Genomic DNA, 16224 nt, shown 5'->3' with positions numbered 1-16224 from the left:
ATTTCCTGCCACAGCCCCGGCTCTTGAACCCCCGGGCCTGGCTGGCACAGACCCTCTTTGAAGAAGGCTTCCGTGCAGCGAAGCCCTCGACTATAGCATCGGTGGGGAGGGCCAAACAACAGATTGGCGAAGAAATTGCACATCCCTGCCGTGCCACGCGCTTGCCCTCCGGTGCGCCCGCCCAGGGCGGGCGCCCGATAATGGCCCACCATGGCATTGATTACCTTATTAGACGCACAGCTAGCCTTCGGGCACGTGGCCTTGCTGGACCACGCAACTTTTTCCCTGGAGACCGGTGAGCGGGTGGGCTTGATTGGGCGCAACGGCGCCGGCAAGTCGTCGCTGCTGAAGATTTTGGGGGGGCTCGCACATGCGGACGATGGCGCGCGCCACCTGCAGCAGGGCGTGCGCATTGCCTATGTGGCGCAGGAACCCGATCTGGACCCCGAGGCGACGGTCTTTGACGCGACCTCGCACGGCCTGGCCCATGTGATTGCCGTGCGCGACCAGTACCTGAGCGGCGCTGAAGACCTGGATCTGGACGCCTTGCAGACGCAGATCGAGGCCTACGACGCCTGGAACTGGGAGCAGCGCGTGGAAGAAACGCTGCAGCGCCTGCACCTGAACCCCCAGGCCCGCGTCGGCGACCTCTCGGGCGGCACGAAGAAGCGCGTCGCCCTGGCGCAGGCACTGGTGACGCGCCCGGACGTGCTGCTGCTCGACGAGCCGACCAACCACCTGGACCTGGACTCCATTGAGTGGCTGGAAGATCTGCTGATCGATTTCAGCGGCAGCGTCGTCACCATCACCCATGACCGCTCGTTTCTGGACCGTGTGGCGACACGCATCGTCGAGCTCGATCGCGGCAACCTGCTCTCGTACCCCGGCAACTTTGCCCAGTATGTGTTGCAAAAGCAGGAGCAACTGGCGCAGGAAGAAACCATCTCGGCCAAGGCCGACAAGCTGCTCGCGCAAGAAGAGATCTGGATACGCAAGGGCGTGGAAGCGCGCCGCACCCGCAGCCAGAGCCGCATCGGACGGCTCGAAGCGTTGCGCGCCAGCCGTGCCCAGCGCCGCGAGACGCTGGGCAGCGTGAAGATGGACCTGGCCTCGGGCGCACCGAGCGGCAAGATCGTGGCCGAGCTCGAAGGCGTCTCCAAGGCCTTTGGCGACAAGACCATCGTGCGCAACTTCAGCGGCACCATCCTGCGCGGCGACAAGGTGGGCCTGATCGGTCCGAACGGCGCCGGCAAGACCACGCTGCTCAAACTCATCCTGGGCGAACTGCAGGCCGACAGCGGCCGGGTGCGCCAGGGCGCGAACCTGCAGGTGGCGTATTTCGACCAGATGCGCCATGCGATCGACCTCGACGCGACGCTGGAGGATTTCATCAGCCCCGGCAGCGAATGGATCGAGATCGGCAAGCAGCGCAAGCACGTCAAGAGCTACCTCGGCGACTTCCTGTTCTCGCCTGCGCGCGCGCACTCGCCGGTGCGCTCGCTGTCGGGCGGAGAGCGCAACCGGCTGCTGCTGGCGCGCCTGTTCGCGCGTCCGGCCAATGTGCTGGTGCTCGACGAGCCAACGAACGACCTGGACATCGAAACGCTCGATCTCTTGGAAGAGCTGCTGCAGACCTACGAAGGCACGGTCTTCCTGGTCAGCCACGACCGCACCTTCCTCGACAACGTGGTCACCAGCACGATTGCGTTCGAAGGCGACGGCCTGTGGCGCGAGTACGAAGGCAGTGTGCAGGACTGGCTGGTTCAGTCGCGCCGCAGCCGCGAAATCGCCGCCGCGGCGCTGCCCGCGACCGCCGCGCCGGCACCGGTCGCCAGCCCGAACGCCGCGCAACGCTCCGAAGAGCGCCCGCAGCCGGCCAAGAAGAAGCTCAGCTACAAGGAGCAGCGCGAGCTTGACCAGCTTCCCGAGCAGATTGCGGCGCTCGAGGCCGAGCAAAGGGACATCCAGGAGGCGCTGGCCGACGGCACGCTGTACAGTAGCGATGGCGCGCGCGCCGCCACGCTGCATGCGCGCGAGGGCGAGATTGAAAACGCCCTGATGGAGGCGCTGGAGCGCTGGTCGCTGCTGTCCGCCTGAAGCCGCAGGGCGGCAGCTTGGGGAAACAGGCTCTGGCGGGGTGGCCGCGCCAGAGCTTCAATAAAGTGAGCGCCTTGCGCTGTCTCCTACTGGTTTTCAAGGTGTTTTATCCCTGAAACCAAGAACCGGCGAGCGCTAGCTGCTCCTGTTTTTGATGCCGCTCCACAGGCACCTGCACCGCAGCACGCTCAAATGCGGTGGTGCACCCGGTCGGAAGCGCCGCGCAATCTGGCCACCAGGGCCGGCGCGATCTGGGTGAGCGCCAGCACCTCGTCGGCCGCGCCGTGGGCGATGGCCTCGCGCGGCATGCCGAACACGATGCAGCTGGCCTCGTCTTGCACATAGTTGTAGCTGCCCGCGTCCTTCATCTCGCGCATGGCGGCCGCGCCGTCGTTGCCCATGCCCGTGAGCATGATGCCGAACGCGTTGCGCCCGACCACTGCGGCGGCCGACTTGAACAGCACCTCCACCGACGGCTTGTGGCGATTGACCGGCGGGCCGTCGTCAACCACCGCCACATAGTTGGCGCCGCTGCGCTGCAAATAAAACTGCCTGCCGCCGGGCGCGATGTAGGCATGGCCGGGCAGGATGCGCTCGCCGTGGACCGCCTCTTTCACGGTGATCTGGCACAGCCCATTGAGCCGCGCGGCAAAGCTGGTCGTGAACCCGGGCGGCATGTGCTGCGTGATGACGATGGCGGGCGCATCGGCCGGCATGTGGACCAGGATTTCCTTGATGGCCTCCGTGCCGCCGGTGGACGCGCCAATGCAGACCAGCTTCTCGGTCGAGAGGCGACCGAGCAGGCCCGACGGCGGTGCGGCGGCGGCACGTTCTGCGCCCGCCAGCGCGCTCGCGCACGGCATGCGGCGCACCTGCGCCACCGCGGCCACGCGGATCTTGTCGACGATCTGGCTGGCCAGTTCGTTGAGGCCATTGGCTAGGCCCACGCGGGGCTTGGCAACGAAGTCCACGGCGCCGAGTTCGAGGGCCTTCATGGTGACTTCGGCGCCGCGCTCGGTCAGCGTGGAGATCATGACCACGGGCATGGGGCGCAAGCGCATCAGGCGGCCCAGGAAGTCGATGCCATCCATGCGCGGCATCTCGACGTCGAGCGTGATCACGTCCGGGTTGAGTTCGCGGATCATCTCGCGGGCGATCAGCGGGTCGTTGGCCGTTCCGATGCACTCCATGTCGCGCTGCCGGTTGATGATTTCTGCGAGCAGACTGCGCACCAGCGCGGAATCGTCCACCACAATCACCCGGATGTTCGTGCCCATCTCCCGCTCTCTTCCTGAACTTAAAACAGATCGACCGAACCACCCGCCGTGGCGCTCGCCACGGCAGCGGCGTTGCCCCGCTTGTCCTGCGCTTGCAGTTCCTCGGGATGGGTATGGGCCAGGCGCTTGACCATGGCCTTGCCCGTCACCGGGAAGTAGCACACCTTGCGGGGATAGATATCGAGCACATCTTCCGAGACCACCGGGATGCGCTCGGTGCGCAGGTAGTCCACAACGAACTGCGTGTTGCGCTCGCCCACATTCAGGGTGGTGAAGTTGTGCATGACCTGGGCGCCGCCAAAAATTTTGGCCTGCATGGTTTCGCGCCGCGCACCCAGCTTGAGCATTTCGTTGATCAGCAACTCCATGGCGTAGGAGCCATAGCGGCCGGACACATCCATGGAGTCGCCGTCGGGGAGCATGAAGTGGTTCATGCCGCCGACGCGCGCACGGCTGTCCCAGAGGCAGGCCGCAATGCACGAGCCCAGCACGGTCATGATCACCAGGTCCTCATTGGCCACAAAGTACTCGCCCGGCAAGACCTTGACCGCGTTGTACTGGAAATGGTGGTCGAAATAGAAAAAACTCGCCTGCCCGGGGCGTGCGGGCCGCGCCTTGAGCGCCTCCAGGGAGGATTCGGGCGCGGCGGCCGCGGCGGGTGCGCACAGGTCCGCCGGCAGCGGGGCCATGCGCGGGGCGCGCCTGCGCTCCACGCCACCGGCAGTGGCTGCGTCCACAGGGACTGGAAAACCGGATCGCGAGGTGGTCATGGTGTCGCAAGGCGAAGCAGGGCGTGCGGCATCAACGGCGTTCGTAGACCGTCTTGCCGCGCAAGGTGAACAAGTCCCGGGACTCGCTGAAATTTTCGGCATGGCCGACGAACAGCATGCCACCGGGCTTGAGCGCGCGGTGGATGCGCTCGAGCACGCGGCGCTGCGTGGGCGCATCGAAGTAGATCATGACGTTGCGGCAGAACACCACGTCGAAGGGCTCGCGGAACGGCCAATCGTCGCGGATCAGGTTCACACTCATGAACTCGATGGCGCGGGCCAGCTCGGGCTTGACGCGCGCCAGACCGGAATTCGAATCCTTGCCGCGCAGAAAGAACCGCTGCAAGCGCTCCGTGCCCAGACCCTTGAGGCTGTCGAGCCGGTACACCCCCTGAGCGGCCGTGGCCAGCACCCGGGAGTCGATGTCGCTGGCCACGAGCTTGAACGGCGCGTTCGCGCCGAGCGCCTCGAACGCAGTCATCACGATGGAGTACGGCTCCTCTCCCGTGGAGGCCGCGTTGCACCACACGCGCCAGGGCGTGCCCGCGGGCTGCGACCGCAGATGCGCGGCCAGGATCTCGAAGTGGTGCTGTTCGCGGAAGAACGCGGTCAGATTGGTGGTCAGGGCATTGATGAACTCTTGCCACTCGGGGCCGTCATGCGTCTCGAGCCACGCCAGATAGCCATGGAAGCTCGCATGCCCGGTCTCCCGCAGGCGCCGCGACAGCCGGCTGTACACCATGGCGTGCTTGCCATCGTGCAGGTGGATGCCGGCACGCTGGTAAATCAGGGCCTGCACGCGTGAAAAGTCGGCGTCGGTCCAGACGAATTCCCGCCCCTGCGCCAAGGGCCCGGCCGGTGGGGCGTCGCCTGTGCGCGCTGCACCGCCTGCGCCTGCGCGCACGGTCGCGTCAGGGCTGGCCATGGCACACATAGGCGATCGCTCGACAAGGGTGGGCAGTCATGTCACCAAGCATTGAACCCGGGCAGCGAGCGCCGCCCGCATGCCCTTCGATCCGGCCAGACGGCTAGTCACCCGCGGGGACCAGCCCCATGTCCACGCTGGACATGAGCTTCTCGATATCGAGCAGGATCAGCATGCGCTCGGCCACCGATCCCAAACCCAGAATGCAGCCGTTGTCGATCACGCTCTCGATCTCGGGCGCCGCCTTGATGCTCTCGGGCGTGAGTTCCATCACGTCGCTGACCGAGTCCACCACGATGCCCACCACGCGGTTGCGCAGGTTCAGGATGATGACCACCGTGAAGCTGTTGTATTCCGCCTGGGCGCAGTTGAACTTCAGGCGCATGTCCACGATGGGAACAATCGTTCCGCGCAGGTTGACCACACCCTTGATGAACTCAGGGGCATTGGCGATGCGCGTGGGCGGCTCGTAGCCCCGGATCTCCTGCACTTTTAGGATGTCGATACCGTACTCTTCCTGGTCCAGGCGAAACGTCAGGTACTCCCTTGCACCCGCGGCGGCGATTTCGCCGGTTTTTCCCATCACACTCATGCTGAATTCTCCTGTTTGTCTGTGGCAGCGCCGTCTGGCGCTGGCCTGAAAATCAATGGCGCGCGCGGCGCACCAACCCGCCCGTGTCGAGGATCAACGCCACCTTGCCGTCCCCGAGGATGGTGGCACCGGACACATTGGGCACCTTGCGGTAATTCGATTCGAGGTTCTTGACCACCACCTGGTGCTGGCCTAGAAGCTCATCCACCAGCAGCGCCACACGGCTGCCGTCGGCCTCGACCACCACCATGATGGTGCTGCTTTGGTTGATATCGGGTCGCGGCACCTGGAAAATCTTTTCCAGCGCGATCACCGGCATGTATTCCTCGCGCACTTTCACCAGCTGCGAGCCCTGGGCCACTGTGTTGACCGCATCGGCGTTGACCTGGAAGGACTCTACGACCGACGACAGCGGCAAGATGTAGACCTCGTCGCCCACACCGACCGACATGCCGTCCATGATGGCCAGCGTGAGCGGCAGGCGCACAGACACCTTCATGCCATAGCCCTCCGACGAGTCCACCTCGACCGTGCCGTTGAGGGCGGCGATGTTGCGCTTGACGACGTCCAGGCCCACGCCCCGTCCCGAGACATCGGTGACCACGTCGGCGGTGGAGAAGCCGGGCGCGAAAATGAGCAGCCAGACTTCCGCGTCGCTCATCTGGTCCGACACGTCCATGCCGCGCTCGCGCGCCTTGCGCAGGATCTTCTCGCGCGACAGGCCCCGCCCGTCGTCGCGCACCTCGATGACGATGGAGCCGCCCTGGTGTGCGGCCGACAGGGTGATCGTGCCATGCGCCGGCTTGCCCTTGGCCAGCCGCTCGGCTGGCAGTTCGATGCCATGGTCGCCGCTGTTGCGCACCAGGTGCGTGAGCGGATCGGTGATTTTTTCGACCAGGCCCTTGTCCAGCTCGGTGGCCTCGCCGTGCGTGACCAGTTCCACCTTCTTGTCGAGCCGGTTGGCCAGGTCGCGCAGCATGCGGGGAAAGCGGCTGAACACGATGGACATTGGAATCATGCGGATCGACATGACCGATTCCTGCAAATCCCGGGTGTTGCGGTCCAGATCGGCCAAGCCCGCCAGCAGCTGCTGGTGCACCCCGGCATCCAGGCCGAGGCTGTTTTGCGCCAGCATCGCCTGCGTGATGACGAGTTCGCCGACCAGGTTGATCAATTGATCAACCTTGTTCACCGCCACGCGAATCGTGGTCGACTCCATCTGTGCTTGGCTTGCCGCCTTGGGCTCGGCGGCCTTGGGCGCAACCACCACAGCAGGCGCGGCCACTGTCAGAGCCTCCGGCTCTTGCGGCGGTGCTCCGGGTGCGCCCTGGAAAAACCCGTAGGGCACTTCGCCGTTCGCCAGCGGCGCCAGCGGCTCTTCGGGGGCCGGCTCGCCGCCGTCTGGCCCGCTGATGTGGACCTGCTCCTTGGACACATGGAACGCGAACAAGTCCAGCAAGTCATCGTCGCTGGAGGTGGTTTCCACCGCGAAAACCCGGGTGTCGGCCTGCGCGCAGGGCAGATCGCTGATGCTGCCCAGTCCCGGGATATCGCGAAACAGCTCCTTGACGGCGTCGGCGCTCTCGACGCGCTCCAACGGGCCGATGCGCACCTGGATCTGGCGCGTTCCGGGGCTTGCCGGCGCGGCAGCCGCCTTGTCGGGTTCCGGCGCAGGCGCCGCGGCCACCGTTGGAACGGGTACAGGCTGCGTGGGCACCATGCCGGCTGCCAGCTCGCTGATGCGGCGCACCAGCCCTGCCGTCGACGGGCCCTCGCCCTCGCCGCCAGCCTGGTGGCGCGCCAGGAGGCTGCGCGAGGCGTCGGCCGACTCCAGCAGCACATCCACCATCTGCGCGATGGGCTCGATCTCATGCCGGCGCAGCCGGTCCAGCAAGGACTCCATGTGGTGCGTCAGTTCGGCCACATCGGAAAACCCGAACGTCGCAGCCCCGCCCTTGATGGAGTGGGCGCACCGGAAAATCCCGTTGAGCTCCTCATCGTTGGCGCTGCTGAGGTCCAGGTCGAGCAGGATGTGCTCCATCTGGTCGAGGTTTTCACCGGCTTCTTCGAAGAAGATCTGGTAGAACTGGGTCAGGTCGAAGTCTGCACCCGATCCGGATCCTTCCTGGTAAGTCTCACCCATGGGGGGCTCCTGTGTACTTGCTGTCCTGGGCCATGGCGCTCAACGGATCACTTTCCGAATCACTTCAATGAGCCTGGTGGGGTCGAAGGGTTTGACCAGCCAGCCCGTGGCACCGGCGCTGCGGCCTGCCTGCTTCATCTGGTCGCTGGATTCGGTGGTCAAGATCAAGATGGGAACGGTCTTGAACTTGGGGTGCTCGCGCAGCTTGCGGGTCAGGCCGATGCCGTCGAGGCGCGGCATGTTCTGGTCGGCCAGCACGAGATCGATGCTGTGGCTCTGCGCTTTTTCGTACGCGTCCTCGCCATCCACCGCCTCGACTACGTGGTAGCCGGCACCGGTGAGGGTGAAAGACACCATCTTGCGCATGGACGGAGAGTCATCAACGGCGAGGATCGATTGCATGTAAAGCTCCAACTCACTTGAATATATAGGTTAACCAGCGCAGCGATTCGTCAAAAAAGGTCGATCGAACCGGCATCCATCTCGCTTTGGGTCACGGGATTGGGCCGGTCGGGCGCCATGTCCGCAAAGGGCGCAGCCTCTTCCCCCTCGTCCGTGCCCATGGTCTCGGCCGCCAGCCGAAACGCACAGCCTTGCAGCACCTTGGTCGTGTGCCAGATCAGCTGCGAGGCCATGTCCTGGAATTGCAGCTCCGTCACCGCCGCCCGCAGGGCGGCGCGCACGGCAGCCAGCTCTGCACAGTCACCGACCACCGCTTCGGTCAAGGTCGCGTTGGCGGCACCAAAATGGTCCAGCAGCTTGTCGGTGGCCTGGCTCAGCAGTCCTTCGAGGCGCTGCAGGTCGTGCATGACAACGAGCAGGGAATCCTGCAATTCCGCCGCCACCATGACAGGCACCTGCACTCCCGGGCCACCAGATCTTGTTAGCATTGATTGCATCGTTTCTCCATCGCTGCAGGCCGCTTTACACGCCTTGCAAGCCTTGATTCGTAGCCCCGGGAAGCGGTGGCCGTTCTATCGCTCTCACGAATACCCACCTCAGTTTGTTCCAATTTGTATCCTATGATACCGCCCCTATGGTCACCGCCGCGCCAGACCACCCCCTGCAAATCCTGCATCTGGAAGATTCACCGGCGGACCATGCGCTGACAGCGATCGCCCTACGCCGTGCTGGCATGGCTTTCACGATGCAGCAGGTGGACACCTTGGAGTCGTTCACGCGCTGCGCCTCCCAGGGCGGGTTTGATCTGATCCTCGCCGACTACCGCTTGCCGGGATTCACGGCACTCGACGCCTGGCAGCAGGTTTCGCAACAGCCGTCGCACCCCCCCTTCATCTTGCTGTCCGGCGCCATTGGCGAAGCGGCTGCCGTGGATGCCATGCGGTTGGGCATCGCGGACTATGTCCTCAAGGACGATATGGCGCGCCTGCCGCACGTCATCTCCCGGGCCTGCGAGGTCCACCAGGCGCGGCTTGCGCGCGAGCTCGCCGCGCGTGAACTCGCCGCCTCGCAACAGCGGCTGGCCGAATTGGCCGAGCACCTGCAAAGCTCCATTGAACAGGAGCGTGCGTCGATCGCGCGGGAGATCCATGACGACATCGGCGGCGCGCTCACGGCCATCCGGTTCGATCTGGCCTGGATCGCTCGCCACACCACCGAAGACGGCGTGCGCCACCATGCTCAGGCCGCCACAGCGATGCTGCAGCATGCGATTGGGGCCAGCCAGCGCATCATGATGGACCTGCGCCCCCCCATCCTCGACCAGGGCCTGGTCGCAGCAGTCCAGTGGCTGGCCGACAGCTTCGAGCGGCGCACCGGTGTGCCCACCCAGGTGCGCACGAGCGCGCCCCGCATGGCTTTGCCCGACGATGTGCAGCTTGTGGCCTACCGCACCGCCCAGGAGGCCCTGACCAATGTCTCCAAATACGCCGCGCCACGCCAGGTCCGCATGGACCTGGCGGACACCGAAGGCATGCTGACGCTCGAAGTCTGGGACGACGGCTGCGGCATGGACCCGGCAGCGCGCGACAAACCCAAAGCCTTCGGCATCCGCGGCCTGCAGGAGCGCGCGCGCACCGTCCAAGGCTGGCTGGACATCAGCAGCCAGCCCGGCAAGGGAACGTCGGTGATCCTGTCGGTCCCGCTACCATCGCGGGTCCGCACAACAGGAGACGAGCCTTGATTCAAGTGGTGCTATGCGATGACCATGCCCTGGTGCGCCGCGGTATCCGCGATACGCTGGAGGAAGCGCCCGACATCCAGGTCACCGGCGAGGCCGGGAGCTATTCGGAGCTGCGCGAGGTGCTGCGCGGCGGTGCCTGCGAGGTGCTGCTGCTGGACCTGAACCTGCCCGGGCGCAGCGGCCTCGAAGTGCTGGCCAGCGTGCGCGAGACGCACCCCGAGATCAAGGTGCTCGTGGTGTCGATGTACCCCGAGGACCAGTACGCCGTGCGCTGCCTGCGCGCGGGCGCACAAGGCTACGCGAACAAGGCATCCGATCCCGTCGAGCTGGTGGCGGCCGTGCATACCCTGGTGCAGGGGCGCAAATACCTGACCGCCGAGGTGGCGCAGATGCTGGCGCATAGCGTGTCCGAGCCCGAGTCGGAATCCGCACATGCGGCGCTGTCGGAGCGCGAGCTCCAGACCCTGTTGAAAATTGCCACCGGTAAGCGCCTGTCCGACATCGCCGAAGAGCTGATGCTGAGCCCCAAGACCGTGAGCGTGTACCGCTCTCGCGTGCTCGAAAAACTCAAACTCACCAACAACGCAGAATTGACGGTGTACGCCATCCGCAACGAGCTCGTCTAAGCGCAGCAGCCGCTGCGGCAGGCGCCTGGCCCGTCAGCGCTGCGACGCGAACAGGTCGATCGCCTGCTGCATCAAGGCCAGGACAGGTTGCTCCATCATCGGCAGCGTGGCGGCAATGCCCAGCAGCCCCACCGTCAGCGTCACCGGAAAGCCCACCGCATAGATGTTCATCTGCGGTGCCACGCGCGAAATGATGCCCAGGGTCAGGTTCACAAACAGCAGCAGGGCCACCATGGGCAGGGCCATCCACAGGGCGCTGGCAAACAGCGAGGTGCCCAGCTCGTGCAGCCGCATCTGCGCCAAGGCGCGGAGAAAATGACCATCCACCGGGAACGCGTCAAAGCTCTTGACCACCGCCATCAAGACCATCAGATGGCCATTGACCACCACAAACAGCAGCATGGCCATCTGCCCGAAGAAACGCGCCACGGCGCTGACCTGGGCATTGCTGGCCGGATCGAAGAACGAGGCGAAATTCAGGCCCATCTGCAATCCGATCACCTCGCCGGCCAGCTCCACCGACGCGAACACCAGCCGCACGGCAAACCCGAGGGCCAGGCCCACTGCCACCTGCTGGGCCACTGCACCCAGCGCACCGGGCCCGTTGAGTGCCACGACGGACTGCCCTTCGAGCATGGCCTGCGCGCACAGCGCCACCAAAAAGGCCAGGCCGATCTTGGTGCGCATGGGGATGACACGCATCGAAAACAGCGGCGCCGAGGAGAACACCGCCAGCACACGCAGAAACGGCCACAGGATGGGCGACAACCAGGCCACCAGCTGCGCCTCGGAGAACGTGATCACAAAGGACTAGCCGACCATCGATGGGATCGACAAGATGGTGCGGCGGATGAAATCCACCAGCGTGCTGAGCATCCAAGGGCCAGCAATCGCAAACACCACCATTGCCGCGATCAGCTTCGGCACGAAAGCCAGCGTGGCCTCGTGGATCTGCGTCACGGCCTGGAAAATGCTGACCAGCAGACCCACCGCCATCACCACACCGAGCACGGGCATGGCGATCATGAGCAGCAGGGTCAGGGCATCGCGCCCGATCGTCAGAACCATTTGCGACGTCATGCGCGCACTCCTAGGTGACAAAGCTCGCCGCGAGCGAGCCGATCAGCAGGTTCCAGCCGTCGGCCAGCACGAACAGCATCAGCTTGAACGGCAGGGCCACCAGCACCGGCGACAGCATCATCATGCCCAGCGACATCAGGATGCTGGAGACCACCATGTCGATGACCAGGAAGGGAATGAAGATCATGAACCCGATCTGGAACGCCGACTTGAGCTCGCTGGTGACGAAGGCGGGCACCAGCACGCGCAGCGGTGCGGTGTCGGCCGTGGTGGCAGCGTCGAGCTTGGCCAGGCGGGCGAACAGCGCGAAGTCGGACTGGCGGGTCTGCTTGAGCATGAACTGCCGCATGGGCGCCTCGGCCTTCTCGAGCGCCTGCTCGAAGCCGATGGCGTTGGTGGTGTAGGGCAGGTAGGCGTCCTGGTAGACCCGGTCGAGCGTGGGCCCCATGACGAACACGGTGAGAAACAGCGACAAACCGATGATGACCTGGTTGGGCGGCGCAGACTGCGTGCCGATGGCCTGGCGCAGCAGCGACAGCACGATCACGATGCGCGTGAACCCGGTCATCATCAGCAGCACCGCCGGCAGGAACGACAGTGCCGTGAAGAACAGCAGGGTCTGTATGGGCACCGAGAAGTTCGTGCCCCCACTGCCCGACCCCACCAGCAGCGGAAGCGACCCGGCCGCCTGTGCCATGGCGGGCGAGTGGCCCGCCACCAGGCCCAGCAACAGCGCGGCTCGGACCCAGCCAGGCACGCGCACGCGCTGCAAAAACCCGCAGCGCTTATTCATGGGAAGCCGCCGCTGGCGTCGTCGGCCCGCTGGCAGCCGCCATTTCCTTTGCGAAGCTGGGGGCGGACACCACCGCAGGTGCCGTGGGCACGGCCAGCACGTGCAGGCAGCTGACCTGCTGCGCCGTCACGCCCAGCACCAGGCACGTGCGGGCATTTTCCGGCCCCACTTCCACGGTCACCACGCGCTGGTGGGGGCCCACCGCCACGGCCGAGAGCACGCGCGCGGCGGTGCCGGCCGACCCCGCTCCCTGCGCCTGGCGCTGCTGCACACGCCGGATCAGCCACGGCAGCGCGGCCATGGCGGCGACGAACAGCACCACCAATCCCAAGGTCTGTGCCATGCTGCCCTCACCCACGGCTGACCCGCCGCAGCCGCTCGGACGGCGTCACCACATCGGTCAGGCGAATGCCGAACTTGTCGTTCACCACCACCACCTCGCCCTGCGCGATCAGGTAGCCGTTGACCAGCACGTCCATGGGCTCCCCCGCCAGGGCGTCGAGCTCGACCACCGAGCCCTGGGCCAGTTGCAGGATGTACTTGATTGGGACCTTGGTGCGTCCCAGCTCAACCGACAGCTGCACCGGGATGTCGAGCACCATGTTGATGTCGTTCACGGGCGCGTCGCCCCCGCTGGCGAATGGCCGCACCGGCTCGCCGCTCAGCGGCCCGCCCTGCTCGGCGTCGACGGGCTTGCCGTCGCTCTGTTTTTGCTCTTCGAGCGCTTCGGCCCAGCCCGCAAACGGGTCGTCCGCCGCGGCATCGTTGTTGTTGGCATGGTCTTCAGTTGACATTCTTTTCTCCCATCCAGCTCAGGTCTGAATTGCGCAGACATTCTTCAATGCGAATGGCGTATTTGGCGTTGTGCGTGCCGTACTGGCACTCAAACACCGGCACCCCGCCGATCGAGGCGCGGATGCGCGGCTCCCGGTCCAATTCAATGAAGTCGCCAGGTTTCATCGACAGCAGCTGCTCCACCGTGGCGTCGGCGCGCGCGAGCTCGGCCACCAGCGTGACCTCGGCCGCCTGGATCTCGCGCGTCAGCACGCGCACCCAGCGCCGGTCGACCTCGATCGAGTCGCCCTGCGTGGACGAATACAGCACATCGCGGATCGGCTCCAGCGTGGCATAGGGCATGCAGATGTGCACTGCGCCCGACAGATCGCCGATTTCGAGCTGGAACGCGGTCGACACCACGATTTCGCTGGGCGTGGCGATGTTGGCGAACTGCGGCTGCATTTCCGAACGCTGGTATTCGAGCTCCAGCGGGTAAATGCCCTGCCACGCCTTTTTGTATTCGGTGCAGATGACATCGACCAGGCGGTTGATGACGCGCTGCTCGGTAGGCGAAAAGTCCCGCCCTTCGATGCGGGTCTGGAACTTGCCCGCCCCGCCAAAGAGCGTGTCGATGATGCCAAACACCAGCGAGGGCTCGCACACGATCAGGCCGCTGCCGCGCAGCGGCCGGATGGCGACGATGTTGAAGTTGGTCGGCACCGCCAGCTCGCGCAGGAAGGCGCTGTAGCGCTGCACGGACACCGTGCCCACCGAGATCTCGGGGCTGCGGCGGATGAAATTGAACAGGCCGATGCGGAAATTGCGCGCAAAGCGCTCGTTGACGATCTCCATCGTCGGCATGCGGCCGCGCACGATGCGCTCCTGGCTGGAGATGTCGTAGCTGCGCACTTCCCCCGCTTCGTGCACTTCCTCGACGGTCTTCTGGCTCTCGCCCGTCACCCCCTCCAACAGGGCATCGACTTCTTCTTGCGACAGAAATGATTCGCTCATGGCTCAGCCCTCGTGCAACCTACTGGATGATGAAGCTGGAAAAAAGCACCTGCCGCACCGGATGGGCCGCCTCCTTGCGGCGCTTGGCCGACCGGCGCTCGTCGTCGCTGTCGCCGCCCTCGCGGCGTGCCTCGGCCGCACCTTTGAAGCCCAGGGGCCGGGCAACTTCCTGCAGGATGTCCGCAGCCAGCTTTTCCTTGCCTTCGCGGCTCAGCAACTCATCGGAGGTGCGCTGTGACACCAGCATCAACACACCACTGCGGATGCTCGGCATGTGCTGTTTAACCAGATCGGAGGTCTTAGAGTCTTCCAGTTCGAGCGTGATGCCGATCTGGGCGAATCGCTCACCGCCGGCGTCTGCCAGGTTGACCACCAGCGTGTCCATCGGCAGGAAGGTCGGTACCACGGCGGGAGCGGCCTTCTTCTGTACCTCTTCGTCGCCATACTCGTCCGCCGAGGCGCGGCTCGACACCACCCAGGCCATGGTGGCGCCCGCAGCCACCAGCAGGGCCACCACCACGGCAGCGACGATGAGGATCAGCTTTTTGCCCTTGGCCGGGGTCTTGGCAGCCTCGGAGGCTGCAGCTTGGGTGGACACGTTGAGATTCCTTGCGGCGGGTGCGGTGTGGCTTGCAGCCAGGGGTTGCAAGCGGTTTGGAAGGCTCCATTATTGAAGATGCCGCGCCCCCCAATGGCCAGAATAGGCCTGCGAACCCCCGGCATTCCACCGCGCCGTGCGGCGGTGCGCTGCCGCCACACTGCGCGGGTGCCGCTCAAACGAACACGTCGACCGACCTGTCCGTGATCCCTGCAGCAGCGCGGGCCGGCGCAGCCGCTGGGGCCACCAGCCCTTGCCCCTGCCGCCCGCCCGGCTGCCCGCGGGACGGGCGCCCTTCGCCGTCTGGAGCACTGCGCCCCCCTGAACTGCCCACCGTCACGCCCGACAGCACCAGCCCCTCGCTGCGCAGCATGTCGTGCAACTGGGCCACGCCGGCGTCCAGCAGCTCGCGGGTTTCGCTCTGGTCGCTGCGGAACGCGACATGGGCTTCGTTGCCCGACAGCGACACGCTCACTTCCACGGGCTGCCCGTCGTGGCTCACGGTCAGCTCGGCGTTCTGCAGGTTCTCGCCCACCCAGTAGGCCACTTGCTCGGCCACACCGTCCTCGGCACTGAACTGCGCGGCCTCGGCGGCCACGCCTGCGCTTTCTCCCATCGCAGGGCCTTGCGGGCCTGGGGAGTCGCTGCCCCAAGGGCCGGACGAAGGCGCGCCCTGGCCGGGTGCGCCCTCGCCGCCCCGCGCCGCGGAGCGCCCTGGCACCGCAGTGTCTGCCGTCAGCGCTTGCCACAGCGCCGGCGGGGCGCCCGGGTCGTGCGCGCCGCGCGGTGGCGCGGCCATGGCATCAGCGCTCGCCGCAGCCCCATCGCGGCGCTCTGGCGGCAGCGCCGCCGTGCCAGGCAAGGGCATGGCGGTGGCGACTTTCCTGTCCCCCGCAGCCGTGGCCATGCCCGGCGCGGCCACCCCGCGGCTGGCGCCTTCAGTGCCTGATGACACCGCGCTTTGCATGCGCGAAAAAATGCGCCGGTAACCGGCCAGGGCGGCGCCCGCCCCCTCGGCCGGCTCGTCCCCTTGGGCCCCCGCGGCGGCATCGAGCCGTGCGGTCTGGGCCACCAGCCCCCCGACCGGCAGCAGCTCCGCGCCGACGGCGGCCGGGTCGGTGGCAAACCGCCCGGCCAGCGGCAGGCCCGGTCCGGTGCCCACCCACGCCAAAGCCGCCGCTGGGTCACCGGCGGCCAGCGCCGTGGCGTCCTGGGCCACCGGCTCGGGCGAGAGGGCCTTCCCCAATGCGGCCAGCAGCGAGAAAAAGCCCCCTGCGGCGGCCGCATCGTCGGGCACGGCAGGCGCAAGCGCCGCCTTGGCGCGGGCGGTCGGCTGGGTGTGGTGCGCCGGGGGCGCAGAGATGCGGCTTTGTTCCATGGTCACGGCTCCGG

General features: G+C 66.1%; 18 protein-coding genes. 3 read left to right on the top strand and 15 right to left on the bottom strand.

What is annotated here, in order from left to right; genetic code table 11:
* The first annotated feature begins 210 nt into the window (after positions 1-210).
* Positions 211-2097: an ATP-binding cassette domain-containing protein gene (locus tag B2J86_RS15280; RefSeq protein ID WP_173026031.1), complete on the top strand. Its 1887-nt coding sequence runs from the start codon at positions 211-213 to the stop codon at positions 2095-2097.
* 188 nt (positions 2098-2285) lie between these two features.
* Here B2J86_RS15280 and B2J86_RS15275 read toward each other — a convergent pair whose 3' ends face one another.
* The 7 genes from B2J86_RS15275 to B2J86_RS15245 all read right to left on the bottom strand — a co-directional run bounded on the left by B2J86_RS15275 (position 2286) and on the right by B2J86_RS15245 (position 8703).
* A complete protein-coding gene (locus B2J86_RS15275) occupies positions 2286-3374 on the bottom strand; it encodes a chemotaxis response regulator protein-glutamate methylesterase (protein WP_173026030.1) in 1089 nt (362 codons plus the stop codon).
* 20 nt (positions 3375-3394) lie between these two features.
* Positions 3395-4144: a chemoreceptor glutamine deamidase CheD gene (gene cheD / locus B2J86_RS15270; RefSeq protein ID WP_173026029.1), complete on the bottom strand. Its 750-nt coding sequence runs from the start codon at positions 4142-4144 to the stop codon at positions 3395-3397.
* Positions 4145-4175: 31 nt separating this feature from the next.
* Complete coding sequence (locus B2J86_RS15265; protein ID WP_169170226.1) at positions 4176-5069, bottom strand: CheR family methyltransferase; 894 nt, start codon at positions 5067-5069, stop codon at positions 4176-4178.
* 103 nt (positions 5070-5172) lie between these two features.
* Positions 5173-5661, bottom strand: a complete 489-nt coding sequence (locus B2J86_RS15260; RefSeq protein WP_169170225.1) for a chemotaxis protein CheW — start codon at positions 5659-5661, stop codon at positions 5173-5175.
* A gap of 52 nt (positions 5662-5713) precedes the next feature.
* On the bottom strand, positions 5714-7804 hold the full coding sequence (locus B2J86_RS15255) for a chemotaxis protein CheW (protein ID WP_173026028.1): 2091 nt from the start codon (positions 7802-7804) through the stop codon (positions 5714-5716).
* Between the two features lie 39 nt (positions 7805-7843).
* Positions 7844-8206: a response regulator gene (locus B2J86_RS15250; RefSeq protein WP_169633481.1), complete on the bottom strand. Its 363-nt coding sequence runs from the start codon at positions 8204-8206 to the stop codon at positions 7844-7846.
* A 50-nt stretch (positions 8207-8256) separates the two neighbouring features.
* The gene (locus B2J86_RS15245; protein WP_169170222.1) at positions 8257-8703 is read right to left on the bottom strand and encodes a hypothetical protein; all 447 of its coding nucleotides are present in this window, start codon (positions 8701-8703) and stop codon (positions 8257-8259) included.
* A gap of 137 nt (positions 8704-8840) precedes the next feature.
* Here B2J86_RS15245 and B2J86_RS15240 point away from each other — a divergent pair, with 137 nt between their 5' ends.
* Both B2J86_RS15240 and B2J86_RS15235 read left to right on the top strand, forming a co-directional pair.
* Positions 8841-9947, top strand: coding sequence for a response regulator (locus B2J86_RS15240; protein ID WP_173026027.1), 1107 nt, complete (start codon positions 8841-8843; stop codon positions 9945-9947).
* Complete coding sequence (locus B2J86_RS15235) at positions 9944-10573, top strand: response regulator transcription factor (RefSeq protein ID WP_169633479.1); 630 nt, start codon at positions 9944-9946, stop codon at positions 10571-10573. The genes B2J86_RS15240 and B2J86_RS15235 overlap by 4 nt, the downstream gene beginning before the upstream one ends.
* Positions 10574-10606: 33 nt before the next feature.
* On the opposite strand, the gene fliR is transcribed toward B2J86_RS15235, so the two are convergent.
* The 8 genes from fliR to B2J86_RS18260 all read right to left on the bottom strand — a co-directional run bounded on the left by fliR (position 10607) and on the right by B2J86_RS18260 (position 16210).
* Positions 10607-11377 carry a flagellar biosynthetic protein FliR gene (gene fliR / locus B2J86_RS15230; RefSeq protein WP_169633478.1) on the bottom strand — a complete coding sequence of 257 codons (771 nt, stop codon included), beginning with the start codon at positions 11375-11377 and terminating at the stop codon, positions 10607-10609.
* 6 nt (positions 11378-11383) lie between these two features.
* Complete coding sequence (gene fliQ / locus B2J86_RS15225; RefSeq protein ID WP_169170218.1) at positions 11384-11653, bottom strand: flagellar biosynthesis protein FliQ; 270 nt, start codon at positions 11651-11653, stop codon at positions 11384-11386.
* A 10-nt stretch (positions 11654-11663) separates the two neighbouring features.
* Positions 11664-12350 carry a flagellar type III secretion system pore protein FliP gene (gene fliP, locus B2J86_RS15220; RefSeq protein WP_169633492.1) on the bottom strand — a complete coding sequence of 229 codons (687 nt, stop codon included), beginning with the start codon at positions 12348-12350 and terminating at the stop codon, positions 11664-11666.
* A gap of 88 nt (positions 12351-12438) precedes the next feature.
* Positions 12439-12789, bottom strand: a complete 351-nt coding sequence (locus B2J86_RS15215) for a flagellar biosynthetic protein FliO (RefSeq protein WP_173026026.1) — start codon at positions 12787-12789, stop codon at positions 12439-12441.
* Between the two features lie 7 nt (positions 12790-12796).
* Positions 12797-13240, bottom strand: a complete 444-nt coding sequence (gene fliN, locus B2J86_RS15210) for a flagellar motor switch protein FliN (protein ID WP_169170216.1) — start codon at positions 13238-13240, stop codon at positions 12797-12799.
* Positions 13230-14234 carry a flagellar motor switch protein FliM gene (gene fliM, locus B2J86_RS15205; protein WP_169170215.1) on the bottom strand — a complete coding sequence of 335 codons (1005 nt, stop codon included), beginning with the start codon at positions 14232-14234 and terminating at the stop codon, positions 13230-13232. The genes fliN and fliM overlap by 11 nt, the downstream gene beginning before the upstream one ends.
* 19 nt (positions 14235-14253) lie before the next feature.
* The gene (gene fliL / locus B2J86_RS15200) at positions 14254-14832 is read right to left on the bottom strand and encodes a flagellar basal body-associated FliL family protein (protein WP_206041461.1); all 579 of its coding nucleotides are present in this window, start codon (positions 14830-14832) and stop codon (positions 14254-14256) included.
* A 175-nt stretch (positions 14833-15007) separates the two neighbouring features.
* The gene (locus B2J86_RS18260) at positions 15008-16210 is read right to left on the bottom strand and encodes a flagellar hook-length control protein FliK (RefSeq protein WP_254068146.1); all 1203 of its coding nucleotides are present in this window, start codon (positions 16208-16210) and stop codon (positions 15008-15010) included.
* Positions 16211-16224: the final 14 nt, after the last annotated feature.

Origin of the sequence: Acidovorax sp. SRB_14 (assembly GCF_012932145.1) — a bacterium.
Classification (GTDB): Bacteria; Pseudomonadota; Gammaproteobacteria; order Burkholderiales; family Burkholderiaceae_C; genus Simplicispira.
Note: the sequence above shows the minus strand (reverse complement) of the source record. Positions and strands in the feature narration are given on the sequence as shown.